Annotated in this window: 26 protein-coding genes and 1 pseudogene; 6 read left to right on the forward strand and 21 right to left on the reverse strand. The window is 32.6% G+C overall.

The genetic code is table 11. From position 1 onward, the window contains the following. Window positions 1-10: 10 nt before the first annotated feature. Together ACQKNR_RS07525 and ACQKNR_RS07530 are read left to right on the forward strand one after the other, a co-directional pair. Window positions 11-949: a DMT family transporter gene (locus ACQKNR_RS07525; RefSeq protein WP_427316617.1), complete on the forward strand. Its 939-nt coding sequence runs from the start codon at window positions 11-13 to the stop codon at window positions 947-949. A 17-nt stretch (window positions 950-966) separates the two neighbouring features. Then, window positions 967-2,658 (forward strand): M3 family oligoendopeptidase, encoded by a 1,692-nt coding sequence (locus tag ACQKNR_RS07530; protein WP_427316619.1) that lies wholly within the window; start codon window positions 967-969, stop codon window positions 2,656-2,658. Window positions 2,659-2,779: 121 nt separating this feature from the next. Here ACQKNR_RS07530 and ACQKNR_RS07535 read toward each other — a convergent pair whose 3' ends face one another. The 20 genes and pseudogenes from ACQKNR_RS07535 to recQ form a co-directional block, all read right to left on the reverse strand. Beyond that, window positions 2,780-3,973 carry a macrolide family glycosyltransferase gene (locus tag ACQKNR_RS07535; RefSeq protein WP_427316621.1) on the reverse strand — a complete coding sequence of 398 codons (1,194 nt, stop codon included), beginning with the start codon at window positions 3,971-3,973 and terminating at the stop codon, window positions 2,780-2,782. 93 nt (window positions 3,974-4,066) lie between these two features. Beyond that, window positions 4,067-4,744, reverse strand: coding sequence for a formylglycine-generating enzyme family protein (locus tag ACQKNR_RS07540; protein WP_427316623.1), 678 nt, complete (start codon window positions 4,742-4,744; stop codon window positions 4,067-4,069). Between the two features lie 60 nt (window positions 4,745-4,804). After that, window positions 4,805-5,311 carry a DNA topology modulation protein gene (locus ACQKNR_RS07545; protein WP_427316625.1) on the reverse strand — a complete coding sequence of 169 codons (507 nt, stop codon included), beginning with the start codon at window positions 5,309-5,311 and terminating at the stop codon, window positions 4,805-4,807. Further along, a complete protein-coding gene (locus tag ACQKNR_RS07550; protein ID WP_427316627.1) occupies window positions 5,308-6,234 on the reverse strand; it encodes a phosphotransferase enzyme family protein in 927 nt (308 codons plus the stop codon). Before ACQKNR_RS07550 ends, ACQKNR_RS07545 begins: the two co-directional genes overlap by 4 nt. A 25-nt stretch (window positions 6,235-6,259) precedes the next feature. Beyond that, complete coding sequence (locus tag ACQKNR_RS07555; RefSeq protein WP_427316629.1) at window positions 6,260-6,646, reverse strand: DUF2809 domain-containing protein; 387 nt, start codon at window positions 6,644-6,646, stop codon at window positions 6,260-6,262. Between the two features lie 65 nt (window positions 6,647-6,711). Then, window positions 6,712-7,419 carry a class I SAM-dependent methyltransferase gene (locus ACQKNR_RS07560; RefSeq protein WP_427316631.1) on the reverse strand — a complete coding sequence of 236 codons (708 nt, stop codon included), beginning with the start codon at window positions 7,417-7,419 and terminating at the stop codon, window positions 6,712-6,714. A 21-nt stretch (window positions 7,420-7,440) separates the two neighbouring features. Beyond that, complete coding sequence (locus tag ACQKNR_RS07565) at window positions 7,441-7,794, reverse strand: MmcQ/YjbR family DNA-binding protein (RefSeq protein ID WP_427316633.1); 354 nt, start codon at window positions 7,792-7,794, stop codon at window positions 7,441-7,443. 15 nt (window positions 7,795-7,809) lie between these two features. Continuing rightward, a complete protein-coding gene (locus tag ACQKNR_RS07570) occupies window positions 7,810-8,181 on the reverse strand; it encodes a GNAT family N-acetyltransferase (RefSeq protein ID WP_427317013.1) in 372 nt (123 codons plus the stop codon). Between the two features lie 68 nt (window positions 8,182-8,249). After that, window positions 8,250-8,666: a GNAT family N-acetyltransferase gene (locus tag ACQKNR_RS07575; protein ID WP_427316635.1), complete on the reverse strand. Its 417-nt coding sequence runs from the start codon at window positions 8,664-8,666 to the stop codon at window positions 8,250-8,252. Between the two features lie 34 nt (window positions 8,667-8,700). Continuing rightward, window positions 8,701-9,072, reverse strand: a complete 372-nt coding sequence (locus tag ACQKNR_RS07580; protein ID WP_427316637.1) for a hypothetical protein — start codon at window positions 9,070-9,072, stop codon at window positions 8,701-8,703. Beyond that, window positions 9,069-9,845: a serine hydrolase gene (locus ACQKNR_RS07585; RefSeq protein ID WP_427317015.1), complete on the reverse strand. Its 777-nt coding sequence runs from the start codon at window positions 9,843-9,845 to the stop codon at window positions 9,069-9,071. Before ACQKNR_RS07585 ends, ACQKNR_RS07580 begins: the two co-directional genes overlap by 4 nt. 152 nt (window positions 9,846-9,997) lie before the next feature. Further along, window positions 9,998-10,510, reverse strand: a complete 513-nt coding sequence (locus ACQKNR_RS07590; protein WP_427316639.1) for an N-acetyltransferase family protein — start codon at window positions 10,508-10,510, stop codon at window positions 9,998-10,000. 74 nt (window positions 10,511-10,584) lie between these two features. Then, on the reverse strand, window positions 10,585-11,592 hold the full coding sequence (locus tag ACQKNR_RS07595) for an HAAS signaling domain-containing protein (protein ID WP_427316641.1): 1,008 nt from the start codon (window positions 11,590-11,592) through the stop codon (window positions 10,585-10,587). Continuing rightward, window positions 11,579-11,926, reverse strand: coding sequence for a PadR family transcriptional regulator (locus ACQKNR_RS07600; protein WP_427316643.1), 348 nt, complete (start codon window positions 11,924-11,926; stop codon window positions 11,579-11,581). The genes ACQKNR_RS07595 and ACQKNR_RS07600 overlap by 14 nt, the downstream gene beginning before the upstream one ends. Before the next feature lie 170 nt (window positions 11,927-12,096). Beyond that, window positions 12,097-12,429, reverse strand: coding sequence for a DUF952 domain-containing protein (locus ACQKNR_RS07605; protein ID WP_427316645.1), 333 nt, complete (start codon window positions 12,427-12,429; stop codon window positions 12,097-12,099). An 89-nt stretch (window positions 12,430-12,518) separates the two neighbouring features. Further along, window positions 12,519-14,588 carry a HelD family protein gene (locus ACQKNR_RS07610; protein ID WP_427316647.1) on the reverse strand — a complete coding sequence of 690 codons (2,070 nt, stop codon included), beginning with the start codon at window positions 14,586-14,588 and terminating at the stop codon, window positions 12,519-12,521. Window positions 14,589-14,828: 240 nt separating this feature from the next. Next, window positions 14,829-15,116: a hypothetical protein gene (locus tag ACQKNR_RS07615; protein WP_427316649.1), complete on the reverse strand. Its 288-nt coding sequence runs from the start codon at window positions 15,114-15,116 to the stop codon at window positions 14,829-14,831. 331 nt (window positions 15,117-15,447) lie between these two features. Further along, window positions 15,448-15,716: pseudogene (locus tag ACQKNR_RS07620) on the reverse strand (class I SAM-dependent methyltransferase); the annotation flags it as partial. A 226-nt stretch (window positions 15,717-15,942) separates the two neighbouring features. Next, complete coding sequence (locus tag ACQKNR_RS07625) at window positions 15,943-16,320, reverse strand: gamma-glutamylcyclotransferase family protein (RefSeq protein ID WP_427316651.1); 378 nt, start codon at window positions 16,318-16,320, stop codon at window positions 15,943-15,945. A 25-nt stretch (window positions 16,321-16,345) separates the two neighbouring features. Continuing rightward, entirely contained in the window at window positions 16,346-18,463 is a 2,118-nt protein-coding gene (gene recQ / locus ACQKNR_RS07630) for a DNA helicase RecQ (protein ID WP_427316653.1), read from the reverse strand. 164 nt (window positions 18,464-18,627) lie between these two features. Here recQ and ACQKNR_RS07635 point away from each other — a divergent pair, with 164 nt between their 5' ends. The 4 genes from ACQKNR_RS07635 (at window position 18,628) to ACQKNR_RS07650 (ending at window position 21,212) form a co-directional block, all read left to right on the forward strand. Next, window positions 18,628-18,780, forward strand: coding sequence for a hypothetical protein (locus tag ACQKNR_RS07635; protein ID WP_427316655.1), 153 nt, complete (start codon window positions 18,628-18,630; stop codon window positions 18,778-18,780). A gap of 581 nt (window positions 18,781-19,361) precedes the next feature. Continuing rightward, entirely contained in the window at window positions 19,362-19,985 is a 624-nt protein-coding gene (locus ACQKNR_RS07640) for an acetylglutamate kinase (RefSeq protein WP_427316657.1), read from the forward strand. Window positions 19,986-20,267: 282 nt separating this feature from the next. Continuing rightward, on the forward strand, window positions 20,268-20,624 hold the full coding sequence (locus ACQKNR_RS07645; protein ID WP_427316659.1) for a cytoplasmic protein: 357 nt from the start codon (window positions 20,268-20,270) through the stop codon (window positions 20,622-20,624). A gap of 135 nt (window positions 20,625-20,759) precedes the next feature. Next, window positions 20,760-21,212 carry a hypothetical protein gene (locus ACQKNR_RS07650; protein WP_427316661.1) on the forward strand — a complete coding sequence of 151 codons (453 nt, stop codon included), beginning with the start codon at window positions 20,760-20,762 and terminating at the stop codon, window positions 21,210-21,212. 51 nt (window positions 21,213-21,263) lie between these two features. On the opposite strand, the gene ACQKNR_RS07655 is transcribed toward ACQKNR_RS07650, so the two are convergent. After that, a complete protein-coding gene (locus ACQKNR_RS07655; protein WP_427316662.1) occupies window positions 21,264-21,452 on the reverse strand; it encodes a hypothetical protein in 189 nt (62 codons plus the stop codon). Window positions 21,453-22,312: the final 860 nt, after the last annotated feature.

The raw sequence follows: 22,312 nt of genomic DNA on the forward strand, positions 1-22,312 counted from the left end.
AGGTGAAATTATGAAAAATACAACAAAAGCATATATATCAGCATTACTCTATTCATTTATTATTGGATTCTCCTTTATGTTTGTGAAACTAGCACTAACCATTACAAGCCCTCTTGATACTCTGGCTCATCGTTTTACAGTTGCTTTCATAGCAGCAAATATTCCCATTATTTTCGGATTCGTAAAGTTAAATATATCATTCAAAAACATACTTTCCCTTTTACCAATTGCAATCTTTTATCCAGCACTATTTTTTGCTTTTCAAGCGTTTGGCTTAGTGTATACAAGTTCATCTGAAGCAGGAATTATACAAGCGGCGATTCCTATATTTACGATGATCTTAGCTTCCTATTTTTTAAAAGAGTATACGAATACATCGCAAAAAATCTCTGTACTCATTTCTGTCATCGGTGTCATTTATATATTTATCATGAATGGTTTAGGGACTCATGAAACTAGTTTTATCGGTGTTATTCTTATTTTGTTATCGGCATTATCATCTGCTTGCTATAATGTATTAGCACGAAAAATGACAAAGAATTTCAAACTAATGGATCTAACTTACACAATGACAGCGATTGGTTTTATTAGTTTTAATTTAATTGCTATCGCCAGCCATATAAACAAAGGCACATTAACTATATACTTTAGGCCATTTATGAACGGAACATTTCTTATTTCCATTTTATATTTAGGATTACTATCTTCTTTACTGACCGCATCGTTATTAAACTATTCATTATCTTATATTGAAGCAGCTAAAATAAGTGTTTTCAGCAACTTATCTATACTTATTACCATTATCGCGGGCGTTGTATTCTTACATGAACAAATCGCATACTATCACATCATCGGCACAATTCTGATTGTTCTTGGAGTAGTGGGCACAAACTTTTTAGGTAAAAAAGGGATTGTAATAAAGAAGAAGAATACTTCCTTAAGCAAATAAAAAGTGAGGGATATATAATGCAGCGCTTAAATACGATTGATATTAGTAACGTACTAGAATTAGAAAAAGCTCTTTCTACTTTATTAAATAAAGTGATTTCTTCAAAACAAGACCTTGAAAATTGGTTAAAAGAGCAATCTACATTAACTTGGGAAATCGAAGAACAATTACGATCACACTATATCGCCTTTCAATGCAATACAGATAATAAAGAAATAAAAAATACTTTTGAACATGATCAGCAATTTGTAAAACCCCTTTTAAAACGTTATCAAAATTTATTTAATAACGTATATTTAGAATCGCCTTTTCGAATGGAATTAGATTCTAAAGACTATAGTTTATTGGATACAAAAATTAAAAATGCTCAAACTTTATTTTGTGAGGAAAACATTGAATTAGAAATTAAAGAAGATAAATTAGTCACAGAGTACTTTGAAATTACAGGAAGTTTAAGTGGAACTTGGGATAATGAAGAAAAAACGATAACAGAATTAAAATCCTATTTACAAGATTCGAATCGTGACATCCGTAAAAAGGCAAAAACAATTATTTCTGAACAGTTTTTATCTGTTGAAAAAGAACTCCAAAGCATCTTAAATAAATTAATTAAAATTCGCCATCAAAAGGCAAAAAACATTCAAGTAGAGAATTATCGTGATTATATGTTCAAAAAATACGAGCGTTTTGATTATACAGCAGCAGATTGCTATGAACTGGCTGAGTCAATACGCAAGTACGTTGTGCCACTTAAAGATAAAATATTACAAGAGAAAAAAGAGAAACTGCAAGTGGATACGCTTCGTCCATGGGATGTAACCGCAGTAGCACCTAATCAAAAAGTACTTAAGCCTATTGCAAATGAAAAAGAGTTAATTGAAAAGAGCACTCACATCTTCAATAAACTAGATGTTGAATTTTCAGCACTATTAAAACGAATGCATGAACATGATTGCTTAGATTTAGGAAGCCGCAAAGGAAAAGCAGCTGGCGGTTTTTGTGAATATTTACCTGCTTCTCAATTATCCTTTATTTTTATGAACCTTAACTATACACAAGATGATATTATCACTTTCATACATGAAATGGGTCATAGCATTCATAACAAGCTCATAAAACCATTAAAATTGCACCAGTATGTAGAAATTCCCGCTGAAACGGCTGAACTAGCTAGTATGACAATGGAATTATTCTCAATTGACTACTGGGATACTTTCTATACAGACAAAAAAGATTTAAAACAAGCAAAAATCAACTACTTTAAGGATGTTATTTCATATTTACCAGGCATGCTTATCGTAGATCAGTTCCAGCACTGGCTATATGAGAATCCTAATCATACTTCTGAGGAAAGAAATAATAAATATTTACAACTTCAAAAAACTTATCAGTCCAGCGTATTACATATTGATGGTTACGAAGACTGGATAGCAACGAGTTGGCTACCAGTACTTCATATTTTTGAAGTACCATTCTATTATATCGAATATGCAATCGCACAACTTGGTGCACTACAAATGTATAAACAATATAAGGATAATCCTAAACAAGCACTAGAAAATTATAAAAAGGCTCTATCTCTAGGTAGCTCAAAATCTATAAAAGAAGTATATGAAACAGCTGACATTCGCTTCGATTTTTCTGGTAAAACTATTAAAGAATTAATGGCATTTGTAGAAGAAGAGTTAGATTTACTTGAACGAATTTAAGTAGAAAGCAGCACCTTAAGGTATAGGTGCTGCTTTCTACTTATATATAATCAATTCCTCGCTTTATATAACACAAAAGTACCTATAATATCTTATATAGACACTTTTTATATTTGAAATTTTAACGATTTATAAATGTAAGAATTTCATCAACTGCTTGCTTATACCCACCTGATTTTCGGAAAGACTCCTTCATATTCAATGCAGATTCTTTAAACGACGGATTATGTAATACTAACTCTACACTTTCACGTAATTGATCCTCGCTTAATTCTTTCATATGCAGCTTAACTCCTGCCCCGAGATTCTCCACTTGTTTTGCGATTACTGGCTGATCTGCACTTTGTGGAATTACAACGAGTGGAACCCCGTTATAGAGTCCTTCATGCGTACTGTTCATTCCCCCGTGTGTAATAAATAATTTCGTATATGCAAGAATTTCAGTTTGTGGTACATAATTTTTCACAATGCAGTTTTTCGGAATATCCCCTAAATCACTTATTTTCATTTTACTCCCAATAGACATCACAATTGTATGCTCACTATTTTCAAATGCCTTAAAACAAAGTTTATAAAAATCAATTGCTTCATTAAAAACAGTACCTAGCGAAATATAAATCAGGCTCTGCTCTTTAATTAAATTAAAATCAAAACTATCTTTTCCTATTGGTGAAGAGATTGATGGTCCTACAAATTTAAATGTTTCATCGAACGTATCCTCAATAGGTTGAAACTCCTTAATTGTATACACAATAGTAAGTGGTGCTGGATTACAAAAAACTTCATATGGTGATTTTATTTCAACACCATATTTTTCTGCAATTCCCTTTGTTAAGTTTTGAAAATCATTATGTATACTATCATGAACTTCCACTGGGATGTTTCTCGAAAGATGGTCTAACATTTGTTTAAATGATTTTTCATCCTGTGCAAAAGATGTACATGAATTAATTGCTGGAAGCTTAAGAATTTGAGCAATGAAATGGCCACAACCAAACATGGAATCGTGAATGATGTAATCAAAATGTTCACCTTCAATTTGTTCTAGAACACTAGGTATTACAACATCCGCTGTATGTAATAGACCGTTTATTCTTTCATGCAAGTAATTTCGTCCACCGGAAAGAAAAGCTTTTAAAAATTTTTGATCATCAATCGTTCGTACAGTAGCACCTGTCTTCTCAATCCGCTCTCTGAAAGCTTCTATTGAAAAATAAACGACCTCTTCACCTCGGGAAATCAGATCTTCTACAACTTGCAATGTTGGATTTATATGTCCTTCTGATCCAGCGTTAATAAATAAAACACGCGCCATTATAAACACACTCCTTAAGTTAAATCATTTCTGTATTGTTAAGAGTATGGTTACTCTCCGTACCCTGTGCTTTGTTACCTGCATCATCTTTTATTAAATTGACCTAGCAAGCCTAAAACCAAGATCATCTATATGAAATGTAGGGTGGCTACGACGGCGACAAGTAGCCCCGCAACCTCTAGCTGCTTCAGCCCAACTGCCACCACGAAAAATTCGGTACGATCCGTACACTTTTTCATCATACAGATCATAGCACCATTCCCAAACGTTCCCTAACATATCATAAAGTCCCCATGCATTCGGTTCTTTTTTACCGACGTCATGAATTTGTCCACTTGAATTTTCATTATACCATGCTATATCATGAAGTTCCCCATATGTATATCCCGACGTACCTGCTTTACATGCGTATTGCCACTCTGCCTCAGATGGTAATCGATAGCCGTTGGACCCTAAATTACAACTAACCTTTTGGCCGTCATCACTAATAGAATAATACTCTGTTAATCCCGCTTTTTTTGAAAGTAAATTACAAAAAGCAATCACATCGTTCCATGAAATATTTACAACTGGTTTATGATTTCCTTTATAATTATTCGCTGTACTATTCGTAATAGCGTAATATATTTCCATCGTTACAGCATACTTTGCAAGAAGAAATGGTTTAATTTGAACTTTCCATTCTTTTTTTATACGATCATCTCTTAATACTACCTCTCCAGCTGGTATTTTCACCATATAAGAATCAATCGAGCGAATGAATTTATTCAATACTATCCCTCCATTTTACACCTTTTTCAAAAATCCAACTTTTCATCTAGCTATTTATACTTATCGTATTTCTTTTAAAAATCGTTGCACTTCATGTGGAGATTTTAAAATAATTACTTTTTTATCTTTACTTAATTGATCTAGTCTTTTTAAAATTGTAGGTTTTTTCGTCTTAGGATACTCCCATATCCATTTGAAGAATTGTAAGTCGAACCTTTCCTCGCAGCCAGCACCTATGTCCGGTCTAGTTTTATTTCGAAATTGTACAATTCTTTTAAAAACACGATAAACGCAAATCGTTCTATGTATATCAAGGAAGATAATTGTGTCAGCTGCATTAAGTCTTATATCCATTGTCCCCCCGTAATTCCCATCAATAATCCAATTCTCATTTTTAATTAAGTTATTTTGAACTGTTCTTTGTTCCTCTCTTGGAACACCTTCCCAATTCGGCTTCCAAAATAATGCATCAAGATGGTGCACCTTAATATTTAGTTTATTTCCTAACTGTTTTGCTAATGTTGATTTTCCTGAACCACCAGAACCAATTATTATTATTTTTTTCATATCTTTACGTTACCTTCTATAGCTTCTTCTATATCTTTCTTATTAGCAAAAATCCAGAAGAACATCTCTTCATTTAGCTTTAATAAATCTGGTAACTGGACAAAATAAGTAATAAAGATAACTTGAATTGAAAGCATAACATACCAAATGGATTTTAGTTCTTCCCTCATTAAAATGTTTTGTTTATAATATCCTTCAAAGACTTTGCTGACGATATGTAGCCATTTCCCTTTTAGAGTTTCATCACTATATAGCTCACTTAAAATACTCGTACAGCAATAGCATAAATCAAATACTCTTACATTGCTTTCTAAAAGCTCAAAATCTATAAATCCTTCCAATTCATCATCTTTAAAGATTACATTCGATAAATGCATATCACGATGAATAATTTGTTTCGGTAATACTTGAACCGTTTCTTTGAAAACTGTATGTATTTGATCCATTTTTTGAATTACATCCCGATGAACATGCTTTTTCTTTTCTAAAATCGGCATAGCCCACTCGTATACCACTTTATACAGATCTCTTTCAATTAACTCGTTGGAATTATCCACCAAATTAAGAGTTTGATGTAGATTAGATATTGCTTCTCCAATAGTGCTTGCTAGTCTATTCAGCTTGTCGGTATCCTTTATTTCAATAACGTTACCTGAAATATATTCGTACAAACAATAATATTTTTCTTTATACAATACATACCTTTCATTATTTCTCGTTTTTATTACTCTTTGCACTTTAATCCCTTTTTCATCAAGCTGTTCTAATATATTTAATTCATTTAGAAGCTGCTTTATTGAGCCTTTTTCCTTTAAAATATACGCTTTATTATTACAAGTAACCTTCGTGACTTTCAATTGAATGACCGTAGCTGTCACATGTTCATTTTGAAACCAAAACTGTGCAATTAATGCATCCTCCATATACAAATACCCCCTTTAAAAATTCTTACTTCTTACGTAACATAAACTCAAACAGTATTCCTATCCCCACACCAATTGTATAAGCAACTAAATCACTCCACAAAAAACCGTAACCTAATACGAGTCCACCTAAAGTCGTTGCACGAATACTATCAATCCAAGGTACATGGTACAATTGGCTAATTTCAATCCCGTAGCAAAATAGCAAACTAATACAAGCTAATTTCTTCGTTTCTATTTTAGGAAACAAAAATCCGAATCCAGTAAAAATCATTAATGCCCATAAAGCATCACCTAAGTAATCATTTAATAAATTAGGTAACGCAAAAGCAAATTTTCTTGAACTAAGACCTAAAATAATAACAACTATAGTAAACACTGCATATAATAATCTATTTCGTTTCGTATTCATTTCAAAATCTCCTAATATATAATGTAAAACTGCAAATAGCTAGTAAAATATAGTCATTTTACTAGCTATTTATTAGTTGCTTTAATAATAAGAAAATGTGGATTTGTATTTAAATAGTGGTAAGATTTTTCGTTTACTTCTCTCATTTTTTCAACGGCCTTCGGTTCCACTACCTTTTCTAATATAAAATAATTTGTAGTTTCATTTATTATGTCTTGAAGTGACCTTCTGAAAAACTTAACTTCAATTGTAATGTTTGGTTTAACCCAAGTATCTACTAATAACTGTTTTTCAAAATAATTTTCACATGTGAACTTTGTGAAATCCATAAAAGGATGATGAATAGAATATATAAGTTCTCCACCTGGCTTCAATACACGACGAAATTCTTGAAATACTTGATTCCAATTTTCTAGGTAATGAAGGGTTAACGAACTTACAATAACATCATATGTATTATCTTCAAATGGCAATGTTTCTTGCAGATCATGACAAAGAAATATTGCTTTATCACCTATGCTTTCCTTTGCTGCTTTTACCATTTCAGAACTTATATCAATTGCAGTAACGTTTGCTCCTCTTCCTACGAATTGAGAAGTATACCATCCAGCTGCACATCCAGCATCTAGTATTCTCTTCCCTTCAAGTTCCTTTGGAATAATCTCCATCATCGCAGGTCTTTCATAATAACTATTATATGGATTTGCCAAATCTAGATTCTTTTTATATGTACTTGCTAATTTATCATACGTATCTTTGATCGATTCTTTCATTACATCCACTCCTAATACATATTAATCCATTAACTCTTGCTGCTTTTTCTTTGAAAATGATTGTAGTACTAAATCATACGACCAATCGATCATTTTATTAATTTGCTCCTGTTCTACTCCCTTATGTATATACACTGTATTCCAATGTTTTTTATTCATATGATACCCTGGAATTATTGTTTCTGGGTAATCTTCTCTTATTCGTAAAGCGAGCTCTGGATCACATTTTAATGTAATCGCAGCTTTTTCACCTTCTTCATGGTTTACAATTGCAAATATTTTATTATTAAGTCTCATACATGTTGCACTCCAGCCATCTGGAGAATCTTCTGTCGCTTTTCTTTTTGATAAACAATATGCTCTCGTTGCATTCATTTTAAATGCCACCTCTTATTCTTTCACTATTTGATTGCGATGCATCACAATTTGCTTCGTCGCTTTAAATTGCTGTTCACCATAAAACTTTATGAGTTTTTCTCCGCAAAATAGACTAACAATATCAATATGAGCTATTTCTCGAAGTAACATTGTAAGCATATTCTCTCCAATACCTGTATTTCTTACACTCTCATGTACGACAACATCTTCTATGTACGCGCGAAAAACACCGTCAGAAACGACTCTAGCAAATCCAATTAATTTGTTTTCTGCCCATACTCCAATTGCTATACTATTATTTAACATTTTTTCAATATCGACTTCTTTTCTTTCTGGCCACCAACCGACAGAATCGTATAACTTCTTTATTTTTCCTGCACAGATTGGTTATTCATGTTGAAATTTATACGTGTACATTTTATTACTCCCGTCATTTAGTCTACATAATATTATTATAATCTCTTTTCTAAAAAATGTTGACTATGCCCTTTAGGGTGATCTTCAACAACACCATATTCTCGATATCCGTGCTTTTTATAAAATTCTGGTGCTTGGAAACTAAATGAATCTAGCAATATTAACCTACACCCTTTTTCCTTCGCAATTTCTTCGATTTTATGTAACAATTGACTTCCATAACCATCATGACGCACCGATTCGTCAACCCATAAAAAGTCAATATGAAGATGATAAAAATACATCGTTCCTGTCACTCCGCCAAAGATTTTTCCATCCTCGTCTTTCACTACGAAATTTACTTGTTCCATCGGCTGTTTTACTTCATCTTTTAAGATGGACATATTATATTGAATTACTTTATTTTTAACGTATTCTCCTTCAGTGCGAGTACCGTTCTCTATACGTTTCATATATATTTCTTCCTTTCAAGTTCGTAAACTACATTTAATTTTTATTTCTTCTCTTTAAAAGACTAATGAATATAAACCCGCCATATGTAACAAAGCATGAAAATCCAATTATCCCTGGTATAGAGACATCGCCTGTTCTTACATAACTTATAACTGCAAAACTAGCGATTAATAATAAAATAGATGGCCAAAATATAAGAGCCGTTTTTCTTCGTCTCTGTTTCGATGTACTTTCTTTCTCTTCAGAAACACGAGTGCCAAAAAGCAATACAATACAAATAAGAATCGCTGCAAAGTAAATTGTATCTATTGACAAATTGTGATCGTATAGTGCGATTCCAACTTCAAGAGCAATAATCGTAAAAATTAAAATGATGATTGTTGAAGTCCTTAAGTTTCTTTTCAATCGCTCACTCCTAGCATGCTTTCACTATATGCTTTGTATATGTATTTAAAAGCTGTTGTAACGGTTTCATCAACCTCTTTATTATGAAATCGATCAGGTAAATCTTTACCCCCAATAACATAAAGAAACGGAAATTCATTAAACATTCCCATTATACCAATATTTATTGTAGCTGTGGGCAATCCACCTGTCATATGAGCTAAATGATAATACGGTATACTTTCATAAACACCTTGTTGTCTAACCATTCCATTAATAATTGGTTCCCATACTGCTGGTTCTAATTTATAGCCTTGAAAAATATGTACTAAAAGCGAAAGAACTTGATTTAATTCTCCAACATTTTTCTCATCTCTAGCATTCTCTTGTATATAAATTTTTGAAAAGTACGTTTGGGCATTTATTTTCACAGCATCCCATCCACCGCAGTGCTTTACAACCGAGTGAGCGATATAACTGTCGTGACAAGCTATCATCACTTCTACTGCTTTACTAAGTGTTAAAGTACTTCTTCCTTGTAGGTGTGGATATAACTGTGCACTATCTTCATCCGGATTAAATTTAATGTGATGAAGTATATCATTCCAATTAAGTTTATTTTCCTTCACCATTTGTGCTGCTACAAATCCAATTACTACTTTTGCTGCCGATGCTAATGGAATATATAATTCACTATTATATGAAGCAACTATACGTTCGTTTTTTGTAGAATAAATAGCTACTCCTACATGACCAACTTGTATCTCTTTCATTTTTTGAATGACAGTTTCCATTCCTCTTTTCACATCGTTATATCACCTTCTAATAATTCAATATAGAATATAAAAAACCTTTTTTGGCAAATTATATTTGTTATGACAATAAGAAAAAGGTAGCATGAATTACTCCTTGCTACCTAAAAAACATAAATTTTCACGAAAAACTGCTATTCTTCTATAGGATTTCCAGGACCATTAAGTTCCAATTGATAAAAAGCTAAATCCAGCCATCTATTAAACTTATAACCAGCTTTTTTTATTGTTCCGGCATGAACAAATCCATAATTTTGATGCAAGGCAATACTTTTCTCGTTTTCCGCATCAATTCCAGCAATTAAGGTCATATATTCTCTTTCTTTTGCAATTGCGATTAATTCTTCCATCAAAGAGGACCCAATACCGTTTTTTCTATATTCCTTATCAACATACACAGAATGTTCAATTGAATATTTGTAGGCAGGCCACGCTCTAAATGGGCCGAATGTCGCAAATCCTACTACTTTATTATCTAGTTCGTATACGAAAATTGGATAGCCATCAGCCTTTTTTTGTTCAAACCAATCTATTCTATTTTCAAGGGTTACAGGTTTATACGCATATACAGCTGTTGTATAAAGTATTGCATCATTATAAATGTCTAAAATATATGCTACATCTCTTTTAGTTGCTTCCCTTATCATTGTTTTCTTCCTTTCATAATGTTAATCTTCTTTCACTATTTTTTTAACAATTTTATTTTACCGAAATTTCTGTTTTATTTCCACATACGAATACTAGCTTTTCGGAAACCATCAAATATATTAAACGCAGCGGACAACGTATAAAAGATAATTCCACCGCCAACAAACCACGTTTTAAACCCCTCTGGGGAAATAGTAAACACATTTGCCATATACGTAATAAATCCTTCGTTAAATAAATGCGGATTTACTACAATTACAATGAATACTATTGTTCCGGCTACTTGAAGAATAGCATTTCCGATTGCCAATCTTTTCGTCCATTGTCCTTGTACTAACTTATAAAGAGATATAACTACTTCGAAAACGATCATAAGCAAAATAATTGGCCAATATTGAAGTAAAACATCTTGATTAAACGTTGGCGCGATAAACTTCAGTCCGTTTTCCGTACCATTATATACGCCTACAAGATGATTCGCATAAAAATAAAGTGTAGCCCATATTGCTGTCCACATTAAACCTCCAAAAACTTCAAACTTCGAGATCGCCTTTTTCTTTGGAACATACGAAATATTTTTCAAATCATCAGGAGTCCATTTTTTTAACCTTGTCGTCAACGGTTGGGTACCTTTGTCTTTATCTGTTCTTTCTAAAATAGCAAATACAAGTGTCAACCAGAAAAATACATGGAGGCCTACTTCGACAATTTCCCCAATGCCTTTACCTATCAATTTTAAAATAACATCTAATACTGCTTGATCACCAGTATAGCCTATAAAATTTTCTGCAACCATTGCAATGAGTGCGATAACAGCTGCAATTGGTATAATCATTTTTAATAACGTCGTATATACATCAAAATAACGTGGTCCAATTAAATGCATCGGTCTATCCAAATACCCATTAGCCAATGAAACCGGACTCCCCAATTTTTCGAGTACGCTCTTCACATCATCCTCATTATAATCGTCTGGTAACATATCCTCTATTGTTGACCGTAGCTCAAGCGTAATATCTTCACGATTTTTTTCAGGTAATCTCTTCGCAACTTCTTGGACGTACATATCAATCAAACTCATTCTCGTCCTCCTCCTTTAATAGGTTATAAAGTTCTTTCGAATCCTTTATCCACTCCTTTTTCAATTGTAAAAATATCTCTAGTCCATATCCACTTAAAACATAATACTTACGAGGTCTACTCTCCGTTTTATCCCAACTACTCGTCACTAGCTCCTGCTTTTCTAATCGACGAAGTAGTGGATATAAGGTGCTTTGATCAATTGTAATCCCTGATTGCTCCAATAATTGGACAAGTGAATATCCATACTGCGGCGTTCTTAATTGGCTTAAAACCGCTAATGTCAATGTCCCTCTTCTTAACTCAGTAATTAATGAATTTAATAAAGTATCCATTCACCCACCTCATTTTTATTACTATATGTCATACAGTATGTGTTTTATACTATGTATCGTACAGTATTAGTGTGACAAAATTATTGATTTTTTCACCAAAAAATAGATAATAAAAAGCACAAACTATATGATTTGTGCTTTTTTAGCTAACTTATATATCTATAACACTCTTAACTTTGTACCTCTGGTAATATAAACTCTTCTTTTTCTTTAGGAAATGGGATAACCTCCACAATCGACTCAACATTGATTACTCCATATACATGCGGGTATTCTTGACCGTTTGAAGCAAGTTCATATTTTATTTCTGCTTTTACCAGGGATGGATTAATTGTAAGTAATAAAACCTCTTCTTCGTGACTGAAATGTTTCTGAGCAACCTTTAAAGCTTGGTCTAATAATGAACAATGAATAAATCCCTCTTCTATAAGTGACGCTTCATTAATTTCTCCAGTTGTTTTTGCGATATCCCAATTTCTTTTTGTTATTATTTTTATAATCATTCCTATCTTCTCCCCACGTATCTTTATACAGAAAAACAAGAGGTTTTCTGTTCATTACTAGAAAAGCCTCTTGCATTTTTTATTTATTTTTATCTTTTAATTAACGGAGATGCTTGCCCACCATGGAAAACCCATAAATCATGAAGCGATCTCGTACATGCGACATACAATAACTTCGCATCATGTTTTGTATTTTTATAATGTTCTTCATCAACATCCATTAGAATTACAGCGTCAAATTCTAAACCCTTCGCTAAATATACAGGTACCACTGAAATACCGCCTTCATATTTGCTTTGATCTGCTTCAATGACGTTTACAGTTAATCCTGCATTTGCTAATTTCTCATACATATCGCGGCACTCATCATCTGTTCTTCCTATTACCGCAATTGTTTTCACATCTTCATTTTGTAGATGTTTTAATGTTTTCACAATTTCAGTGAATTGGTCTTCTGTATGAATCACTTTTACGTCTTCACCGCTACGGAAAACTGGTGTTGCAAGCCCCACTGGTATTTCTGCATTTTTAATTATTTCATTTGCGAATTCAATAATTTCTTTTGTGGAACGATAACTTCTTGTCAATTCAAAATAACCTGTTTCTTGGAACACTTCCTTAAAAGCATTCCAGTCTTCAATTCCTTGGTAATCATAAATTGCTTGAGATAAATCACCTAATATAGTGAAAGAATTACCTAGTGTAATTTCTTTTAATACATATACTTGAAAAGGTGAAAAGTCTTGCGCTTCATCAATAACGACATGATGAAACTTCTGCCCGATTTCAATACCTGTTATGCGATGATGTATATATATTAAAGCTGGTAAATCTTCTACATACACTTCTTTTTTACGGCAATTCTTTTCTGTTTCTTGAACAAGTTCTTCAGGTAATACTTCGAGTATTTCTTTACTTTTTAATATTGAACTATATAGTGAAAGAGCGCTCATTTTTGGCCAAAACTTCATATATGCGTTCAATCTCTTAGTTGCTTCTTTTTTGAGTAGTTTTTTCTCGTTTGTTTCCCCGAACTTTTTAAGTTCAATTTCAATCCAGCGCTTCATACGGCCGACTAATCGTTCTCTTCTTTTCTTTAATGGATAATGTTTATATTCAACTTGCATCCACTTTTTAATGTCTTCTACCGAAATAATTGCTTTATCCCACGCCTCAAAATCTTTTGTCGGCACTAAATCTTTTTCGAATTGAAGCATTCTCTCTTCAATAAACGACTTAAATTCCAACGTACCCTTTAATTTCCCGAGCATTACCTTGTTTTCATCACGATTCATTGAAAATGCTTCTTTCAATTTTTCTTCTGTCTGCTTTAGTTTCACCGAATCATCTAACGTGCGCAATACCCAATCCGGAAACGTTGTTTGACTAATATTCCCTACACCTAGCTCCGGAAGCACACTCGAAATATAGTCTAAAAACAAGCTATTCGGAGCAAATACGATCATTCTTTCTGCTTCTAACTGTTCACGGTATTCATAAATTAAAAAAGCAAGGCGATGTAAAGCGATCGTTGTCTTTCCGCTCCCTGCAACCCCTTGAATAAGTAATGGTAAATTTCTTTCCGCTCGAATAATATCATTTTGTTCCGATTGAATCGTTGAAACAATATCCTTTAGTTTATTATCTTTATTCTCCCCTAATCGATATAGAAGAAAATCATCGGCATGCGATACATCTTCATTTCCTTTCACATATGTATCAACAACACGTTCAAGTTCTCTTTTTCGAATGGAAATGTTTCGTTTTAAATAAACATCACCTTCGACTAACCCATCTGGTGATTGATAAAATGCTAATTCTTCACCACCGGTAAATGAATAAAACATACTTGCGACAGGCGCTCGCCAATCTATAACAATTGGTTTCATCGTGTCCTTATCTGAAACACCTACTTTACCAATGTAAATCGGCATAACTTCTTCTTTTCCATCCTCTTGAAAGTCTAGTCTTCCAAAGTACGGCTCTTGCACACCGATACGTAAGTTTTGTCTATTAGACTCCCTCATACTTTCAAGAATTTGCTCTTTAAAATCTTCTCCATAATAAACTGGGATTTTTTCAAGCTGCTCTAATTGATCATCCATCGTACTTAATGTATCTTTCATTCTTTGTAACTCTTTGTCAAAAATGTTATTCATTTGATGATTCCCTCCTGTCCGTTCTAATTTTTCAGTCGAGATACAATTGTATTAAAAATCCATTCGTAAAGTCAATAGTTCGATCGAGAATTTTCTGAAATGAAGTAATATACAAAAAACACACCTATTTATCTAAGTTTTGAAGTATCCTTAAAACAAAATTTTCTCTCTCTTTATTTTCTTCACTTCATAGATTGCTTACAAAAAACCTAGATGGTACTGTATTTGAAAATAATCATTCTAGTTATCCGAATCATTCCACTGACGACTTATTTCAAGGCCATAATCCATGTCGTAAACTTCTTTTATAGCTTTAACTTTTTCAAGACTTTCATCGCTAAACACAGGTTTATTTTCAAATGAATGTAGAACGATTCTTTCAAGAAGAACACCTAGTGAAATATCATGATATTCTGCCATCGCTTTCAAAACTTTTACCATTCTTTTTTCCATCCTAATTCCAGTTTGCACACGTTCAACTTTAATTTTTGTATTTTTTTCATTTATTTGTTCAGTATTTTGTTTCATAATTACACACCCTCACCATATAATGTTACTTTGTTACCTTTATAACAAAGTAACATTATAACACCGGTATATATTTTGTCAATTTTATCTTTTTATTATTGATTAAACATAATAAATTCTCGTTCCATTACCATTATCAAGATAATAGTAACTTGTATCCACATAACGAAAAACGCCATTCATTTTATAGAAATATACAAAAAAGGATGGCGTTTTTAATATAAATTTATCAATTTCTGATGAAATAGAATTAGTTTCTAGAAAATTGCAATGATATATGTCACTTAATACTTTGGAATGATTAGTTAAATGATCTGGCTCATTTAACTAATATGTGAATAAAACTCACAGAATGCTTCTTTGCAAATTCAACTAATTCAGATACAAGCTCCACAGTTGTCATTGTTACATTTAACCTTGACATTGCTCTTGCGCAAATCCACCATTTCCAGCACCAAGTTCGAACATCGTTGGAAATGAGTGACCAACTTGTTCCTGTCCATCTTTAGCAACTTGCTCTAGCCAGCTTTCCTTATTTATATCATAATTCGACGGTTCAAATTGTTTTTTGTAAAATTCCTTCACATTAAATTCATTTATTATTATTCGCCTCCTGCAATAGTTTTTTCTACTACAGGTGAGAAACTAAGTTTCTGATACCCATAAAAGATCACCCTTAATTATTACCTATACCGTCAAAATAAACAGAATGTTCAAGCGAAATCTAATCTTTATTAATTTGAGAAGTTCAATTGAACACATAATAAAAAGCAGATAATGAATTATTCCATTATCTGCTTTCCGATTTTTCATAGCTACTTTTATTTTACTTTTGATATACAACCCAATCCCCAGAATTAATAACTTTCTTTAACATCTTTTTATCCTGAGCAATATACACATAGGCTTGTATTTCCCTATCAGCAGCATACACTGTTTGCGTGATTCTGTCGTATAAATCAGTCTCTGCATTACCTGTATATTCTTCGAGCTCATCTAATTGTTGCAAAACATCATCATTTACTTCATAAACTTCCCCATATACCTTTTCTTCATTTGAGCAAATCATTGCCGGATATCCTTCATTTGTATTAAATAATTTCCCATACGTCCATGCTCCGTCTGCGATGCATGTTGCACCTTGCATATAATGGGCATTCGTTTGTCCTCTTCTTAACGTGCCATACACGAAAACATAATACATAAATCCCAATCCCCTTTATATGTCTCTACTTTCTTATTTGTAAATAAGCACGAATCATAAAGTAACTCACTTCATTTGGAAGCTGTTCTTTAATAGATTTCAGACCGCCTTCTGCATTTTGTACGGCGGTTTCAATTAGAGATTCATATTCTGCTGGAACAAAGCTTTGCCAATCCACTTTCATACCATCTTCATAGCAACGAATTAAATGGTTTTCGATTGTTTGCCTTGATAGACCTCGTTCTTTCGTAATCTCACTTAAATCAATGCCTTGCTTATACATTTCATACGTTTCTAAATGAGAATTTGCTGACGCCTTTCCTGATTTTTTACGCTCTGAAATAACTTCTGTCTTAATTGTTTCAGCATAGTTTGGGTTTTCCTCAATAAAGTGCTGAACAGCTTGTAAGAAGTGAGAACCGTACTTCACGAGTTTGTGTTCTCCAATTCCTTTTACAGTTAGAAGTTCGGAATCATTTCGCGGCATTTTTGCACACATATCTTTTAATGTTTGGTCAGAGAAAATAACAAACGGAGGTACACCTTCTCCTTGTGCAATTTCTTTACGTACGTCTCGAAGTACTTCAAATAAAGGATGATCTTGAACGATTTGTCGCGTTTCTACTCGTTCTTTACGTAAAACATTCTCTTTACCAAGTAATACTTCTTTCCCTCTTTCCGTTACTTTTAATGTCGGGTATGTACCGTGCTCAACTGCGATTAACTCTTCTGAAATTAAAAACTCAATAAACTCACTAACCTCTTTCACGCTACGGTTTGATAAAAGACCATACGTTGGCAAAGTATGAAAATTAAATTCAATAACTTTTTTATTTTTCGATCCAGTTAACACCTGTGCAATCATTTGTTTTCCAAATCGCTGATTCGTTCTAATCATACATGATAAAACCATTTGTGATTCTCTCGTCACATCGATACTTTCACGGTCGTCAGTACAATTACCGCAGCGGCCACAATCTTCCTTCGGCTCTTCTCCAAAGTATTGCAAAATAAATGATTGTAAACATTGCTCTGTATGACAGTAATCGGTCATATTTTGCAATTTTTCAAGTTCATTTGAAAAACGAGATTCTCCAGTTGATTGATCAATTAAAAAACGTTGTACTTGTACATCTTGAGAAGAATATAACAATATACATTCACTATCTAATCCGTCACGACCAGCACGACCAGCTTCTTGATAGTAACTTTCCATATTTTTTGGCAGTTGATAATGAATAACGTAACGAATATTCGATTTATCAATACCCATGCCAAATGCAGATGTTGCAATCATTACACTTACTTCATCTCGTAAAAAGAGTTCTTGTTGTTCATTTCGATCGGAATCGCTCATACCAGCATGGTATTTTGATACCGAAACTCCCGCTTTCATTAAATCCTCATACAACTGATCAACTACTTTTCTTGTAGCTGCATATATAATCCCGGATTCCTTTTGATTTTGACGAATGTAATCCGCTAAATACGCATTCCGATCTTGTCCTTTAATGACAGAAAACGATAAGTTCTCACGCTCAAACGTAGTCATTATCGTATTTTCTTGATTAATTCCAAGCGTGTTACAAATATCATCACGTACTTGTGGTGTTGCTGTCGCTGTTAATGCTAATACGAGCGGTTTTTCTGGAAGATAGTCTAATATGCGATGTATATGTAAATAACTCGGACGGAAATCATGTCCCCATTGCGAAATACAGTGCGCCTCATCAATTGCAATCATCGGGATTTTCATATCGATAAGTTGGTCAACAAACTCCATCGAATCAAGACGCTCAGGCGCCACATAAAGTAACTTGTAATGTCCTTGTTTCGCTAATTGTATTCTATGATTTGCTTCTGTAATAGAAATAGAACTATTAATATATGTAGCGGAAATACCATTCTGTACTAATGTATCTACCTGATCTTTCATAAGCGAAATCAAAGGTGAAATAACTAACGTTGTTCCTTCGAATACTAATGCGGGAATTTGATAACAAATTGACTTACCGCCGCCCGTAGGCATAATGCAAACTGTATCTTTCCCCTCTAATACATTTTTAATTGTTTCATCTTGTCCTCTTCGGAATGACGAATAACCAAAGTAAGATGCTAAAAGTTCTTGTGCTTTTGTAAACAAAAAAGAGTCACCTGCTTTTCTTTATCTATCATCTATTTATATTATATATCAAAAAAGTGACGAATGTGGAGAACGTGAATTTTTCAGAACGATCTAAGGAGAGATTTTTCCTATTTTTATCGAATATATAAATGGTGTACATATAATTTGAGGAGGTTATGGAAATGAAAAATCGTTCTATCAAAATGAAAGCTAAAAGTGAACATCCCAAAATTTTAAATAATGATGTGTGGAAATATGAATCTTTTTACAAGTATCAGCCTTTATTCAGTTACAAAACGCTATATAATTTCCTTTCTGACCTTTTCAAACGATAATATTAGCAATATAAATATAACGTTCATACAAACTTTCTCAACATATACCTCTTTATATTCTCCTACTTAACTAAGCAGTTATTATTATTTTAGAGACATTTTCCAGACAAAACAAATAATCAGAATTTGAAAAAACAAAATACAAATCTGCTATTTTTATGAGAGTAATTAATATTTCTCAATACACAAATTACAATTAACTTGTTACTATAAAAATACTCCAGATGAGTTTTTGCTCATCAACATTATCTAGTCAAAGGGATCTGCCGCGGGAAGCAGATCCCTTTGACTTTTTTATATAGAGTCATTCTCAATTGGACACATTTACCAGGTTTTTTTAAAAGGATTTTATGGTAACATTACGTGGTCGAGTCCGACATCTCGGCAATACCCTTTTGAGGCTCTGCAACTTCCCTTGCAGAGCCTCTTTTATTTTATATTCCATTAATTCATATATGACACAACATAATTACCTGAATTTTTAAACTATATATAATCGCTAAAAAAATTAGGGACACGTAACTAAAAAATAATCTTTATCATACTTTGAGATATACATGTTCAAAGGAGTGTTACTATTTATGTATTCTTATTGGCAATCGTATTACCCCTCCCATTCTAATCCTTATGTAAACTATAATGTATCCATACGTAATTACCGAATTAGTAAAAACGAGAACTTTTTAAAAGGTTATATGCGTGCTTTATGGGAACAACACGTCGCTTGGACGAGATTAGCTATTATTAGCATTATCTTTAACTTACCCGATGTAAACGTTACTGTTGCACGTCTTCTTCAAAACGCAACACATATGGGACTTTCACTTGAACCATTCTATGGTGAGGATGCAGTGAAAAAATATAGTGCACTAATTAAAGACCATTTAGTAATTGCAGCTGATCTTGTGAAAGCTGCAAAAGCTGGTGATCAAAACGCAGCTGCTGCTATAGAGAAAAAATGGTACGCTAATGGTGATGAGATTGTTGAATTTCTCAATAGCATCAACCCATATATAGAAAAAGAAGAATTTAGAAAAATGTTTTATGAACATTTAGCACTAACAAAAGCGGAAGCACTCGCGATTCTAAATAAAGATTATGAAGCAGGAGTAAAACTTTACGATAAAATTGAAAAAGAAGCATTAGAAATGGCTGACACTATAACAAATGCAATTGTAAAGCAATTCCCACAAGTGTTTCAATAAAGTGAAACTTTAATCAGTGGAGTTTTTGTCCATCCCCACTGATTATTAGCCCACACAAATCGGACTTTTACGAGCAGTTGATCCCCCACCTAACTTCTCTGCTTAAGCTGAATTTCGAGTTGGGAGTCTTACTGCTCGTATATAGCAGGATAAAAATAAGCCGGTTTGAAAAAACAAATCGGCTTATTAAGCTTTCTATCAATGATATTTCAGCTCTCCTCTTTACATTTAGCTTATATCGATATATTTTATTAATAGCCGTTTTTTATAGGAGGAAGTAGTTTGATTAACGCCATTGGTCTCGTTTTTATTCTCACAAATAAGCACGAGAAAAAGAAGAAAGTTTATCTAAATGAAAAATTCGCATTAATAGACATTATTGATTCTAAAGAAGTATTTGATGATGAAGGCAATCCATTAGTAGAGCTAACGTGTAAATACAGTATATATTTAGATGAAAAATACTACTGTAAATCTCTCGATGATTATACTGGACAAGTATTCCCCTTTTTAAGCGCAAAAATAGGAAAAGGCCTTCTTAGAAACTTAAATTATTACTTTTCTTACGTTGATGCATATGATAAAAAACCACCTGTTAAAGAAATAAGGCCACTTATGAAACGAGTAACTAACAGATAGTGGAAACTATTCAAAAAGAAAGCATCTATATTCAGATGCTTTCTTTTTGAATCAATAACTCGTTACCTTTCATCCTCTTCTAAATGTATGTATCCAGGCATACTTTAAATTAAAAACAATGGAGGATTCGACTGAATGAAATACTCAGAAACAATTGTAAGTAAACGGCTTCGAAGATTTAGAACAGCTTGTATATTTTTTATACTAATTTTAATCACCTGGCTTGGCTATACAAAATTCCTTTATGCAAATGGTTTTCTTTTCGGAAAGAAAAACTCTGTCGAAGTAATGAATACTAACGTTACTGGAGAAATTGAAAAAACTTTCCATGTAAATTTACAAGGTTTTCGTAAAACGAACCTTGATACATTAATAGATGCGAGTAAGACCGATCCCAGTGAACTATCATTAATTGAGATAGTCAATACATCTTGTTCGCGAGACTGCATTGGTGAACCATTAGCATATGTGAACTCAAACAATGGTTATATCTTTTATAAGGAATCTAATGGAAGCAATATAACTTTAAAAATTAAAAAGCAAGACACATGGGAAATTGTAAAAAAATCAGTTTATATTGGAATATAAAAGTTTCACAAAAAAAGAGTACTTTATTTCAAAGTACTCTTTCAAAAATATTTACCACTTACGACATTTATCGTCATCATCGTCACGTTTACGATTGCAACGGCAATCATCACAATCACAATGACGTTTTCGTCTACAACAACATTCATCACAATCTCTACGTCTACATCTTCCAAACATTAAGTCATCCCAAAATCTATTACAATCTCGGAAATGTCTACAACGACAATTAGTTCCCATGAATATGACTCTCCCTTCAATATCATCCATCATATTCTATGTTTGAAAGTATAAAACGGCTTGTATACTAATCTATTTTCCAAGTTTTATAAGTAGAGTAATAAGTATTGTAATTTCTTAATAATTCTTCCTTATATATTCAAAAAAAGCCCATTACTCAGCCTTTACATTCATGTGTATTTTCTTTCTTCTCGCTCACAATAATATGTAACTGCTAAGTTCACTAATATTGAGCCAAAAGCAAGTGCGCTCGTTGTTAGAAAAACGTATTCTAATATCGATAAGTTGTTAAAATCAATTAATATTAACAATATACCTATACAAACAAAACTAGATAAGTTACTTTTAAGAACCCTTTTCAATTTTAATCACCCTCATTTTCATACCTTAATTATACAATAGTTATCTATTTTCAAAAGAATATACATTGTAAAATAATTGTTAAATCAATCAAGCAAATATTAGTAAAAACAGATAGATACATTATATCAGCCTTTTTTTCTAATAAACTACATTTGTTTATCACCTGAGATAAACTATCAAATACAAACCTTAAAGTTCTTAGATTAATTTTCTCACTTATAATATTAATTATCTGTAAGATTGTATTGTAGTTTCTTTCATAAAATCCAATAATTTTTCATTTTTTTCATAATTAACCTTCATAAATTCTGGTAAAACCTCATTTGTACCTCTATTATATTGTATGGTTCTTCCAATTACTTTCTCCTTAATTTTATAAAATTCTATACTCTCTTTACTGTTTTTCCCCTGGTTACGGCAACAATTATACTAGATGTAATCCGAATATATAATCTGAATATTTTCAAAATTAAGAGTAGGATTTCCTTTAAGGACAT

This window comes from Bacillus sp. NPDC094077 (assembly GCF_050279465.1).
In the GTDB taxonomy this organism is placed as follows: domain Bacteria; phylum Bacillota; class Bacilli; order Bacillales; family Bacillaceae_G; genus Bacillus_A.

Coding starts and splice junctions, on each gene's coding strand:
- ACQKNR_RS07640 (WP_427316657.1), top strand. CDS start 19,362: ATGTATTCTTATTGGCAATCGTATTACCCCTCCCATTCTAATCCTTAT.
- ACQKNR_RS07585 (WP_427317015.1), bottom strand. CDS start 9,845: ATGGAAACTGTCATTCAAAAAATGAAAGAGATACAAGTTGGTCATGTA.
- ACQKNR_RS07575 (WP_427316635.1), bottom strand. CDS start 8,666: ATGAAACGTATAGAGAACGGTACTCGCACTGAAGGAGAATACGTTAAA.
- ACQKNR_RS07655 (WP_427316662.1), bottom strand. CDS start 21,452: ATGGGAACTAATTGTCGTTGTAGACATTTCCGAGATTGTAATAGATTT.
- ACQKNR_RS07595 (WP_427316641.1), bottom strand. CDS start 11,592: ATGAGTTTGATTGATATGTACGTCCAAGAAGTTGCGAAGAGATTACCT.
- ACQKNR_RS07605 (WP_427316645.1), bottom strand. CDS start 12,429: ATGATTATAAAAATAATAACAAAAAGAAATTGGGATATCGCAAAAACA.
- ACQKNR_RS07550 (WP_427316627.1), bottom strand. CDS start 6,234: ATGGAGGATGCATTAATTGCACAGTTTTGGTTTCAAAATGAACATGTG.
- ACQKNR_RS07545 (WP_427316625.1), bottom strand. CDS start 5,311: ATGAAAAAAATAATAATAATTGGTTCTGGTGGTTCAGGAAAATCAACA.
- ACQKNR_RS07590 (WP_427316639.1), bottom strand. CDS start 10,510: ATGATAAGGGAAGCAACTAAAAGAGATGTAGCATATATTTTAGACATT.
- ACQKNR_RS07650 (WP_427316661.1), top strand. CDS start 20,760: ATGAAATACTCAGAAACAATTGTAAGTAAACGGCTTCGAAGATTTAGA.
- ACQKNR_RS07560 (WP_427316631.1), bottom strand. CDS start 7,419: ATGAAAGAATCGATCAAAGATACGTATGATAAATTAGCAAGTACATAT.
- ACQKNR_RS07600 (WP_427316643.1), bottom strand. CDS start 11,926: ATGGATACTTTATTAAATTCATTAATTACTGAGTTAAGAAGAGGGACA.
- ACQKNR_RS07615 (WP_427316649.1), bottom strand. CDS start 15,116: ATGAAACAAAATACTGAACAAATAAATGAAAAAAATACAAAAATTAAA.
- ACQKNR_RS07530 (WP_427316619.1), top strand. CDS start 967: ATGCAGCGCTTAAATACGATTGATATTAGTAACGTACTAGAATTAGAA.
- ACQKNR_RS07555 (WP_427316629.1), bottom strand. CDS start 6,646: ATGAATACGAAACGAAATAGATTATTATATGCAGTGTTTACTATAGTT.
- ACQKNR_RS07565 (WP_427316633.1), bottom strand. CDS start 7,794: ATGAATGCAACGAGAGCATATTGTTTATCAAAAAGAAAAGCGACAGAA.
- ACQKNR_RS07525 (WP_427316617.1), top strand. CDS start 11: ATGAAAAATACAACAAAAGCATATATATCAGCATTACTCTATTCATTT.
- ACQKNR_RS07635 (WP_427316655.1), top strand. CDS start 18,628: ATGAAAAATCGTTCTATCAAAATGAAAGCTAAAAGTGAACATCCCAAA.
- ACQKNR_RS07625 (WP_427316651.1), bottom strand. CDS start 16,320: ATGTATTATGTTTTCGTGTATGGCACGTTAAGAAGAGGACAAACGAAT.
- ACQKNR_RS07610 (WP_427316647.1), bottom strand. CDS start 14,588: ATGAATAACATTTTTGACAAAGAGTTACAAAGAATGAAAGATACATTA.
- ACQKNR_RS07535 (WP_427316621.1), bottom strand. CDS start 3,973: ATGGCGCGTGTTTTATTTATTAACGCTGGATCAGAAGGACATATAAAT.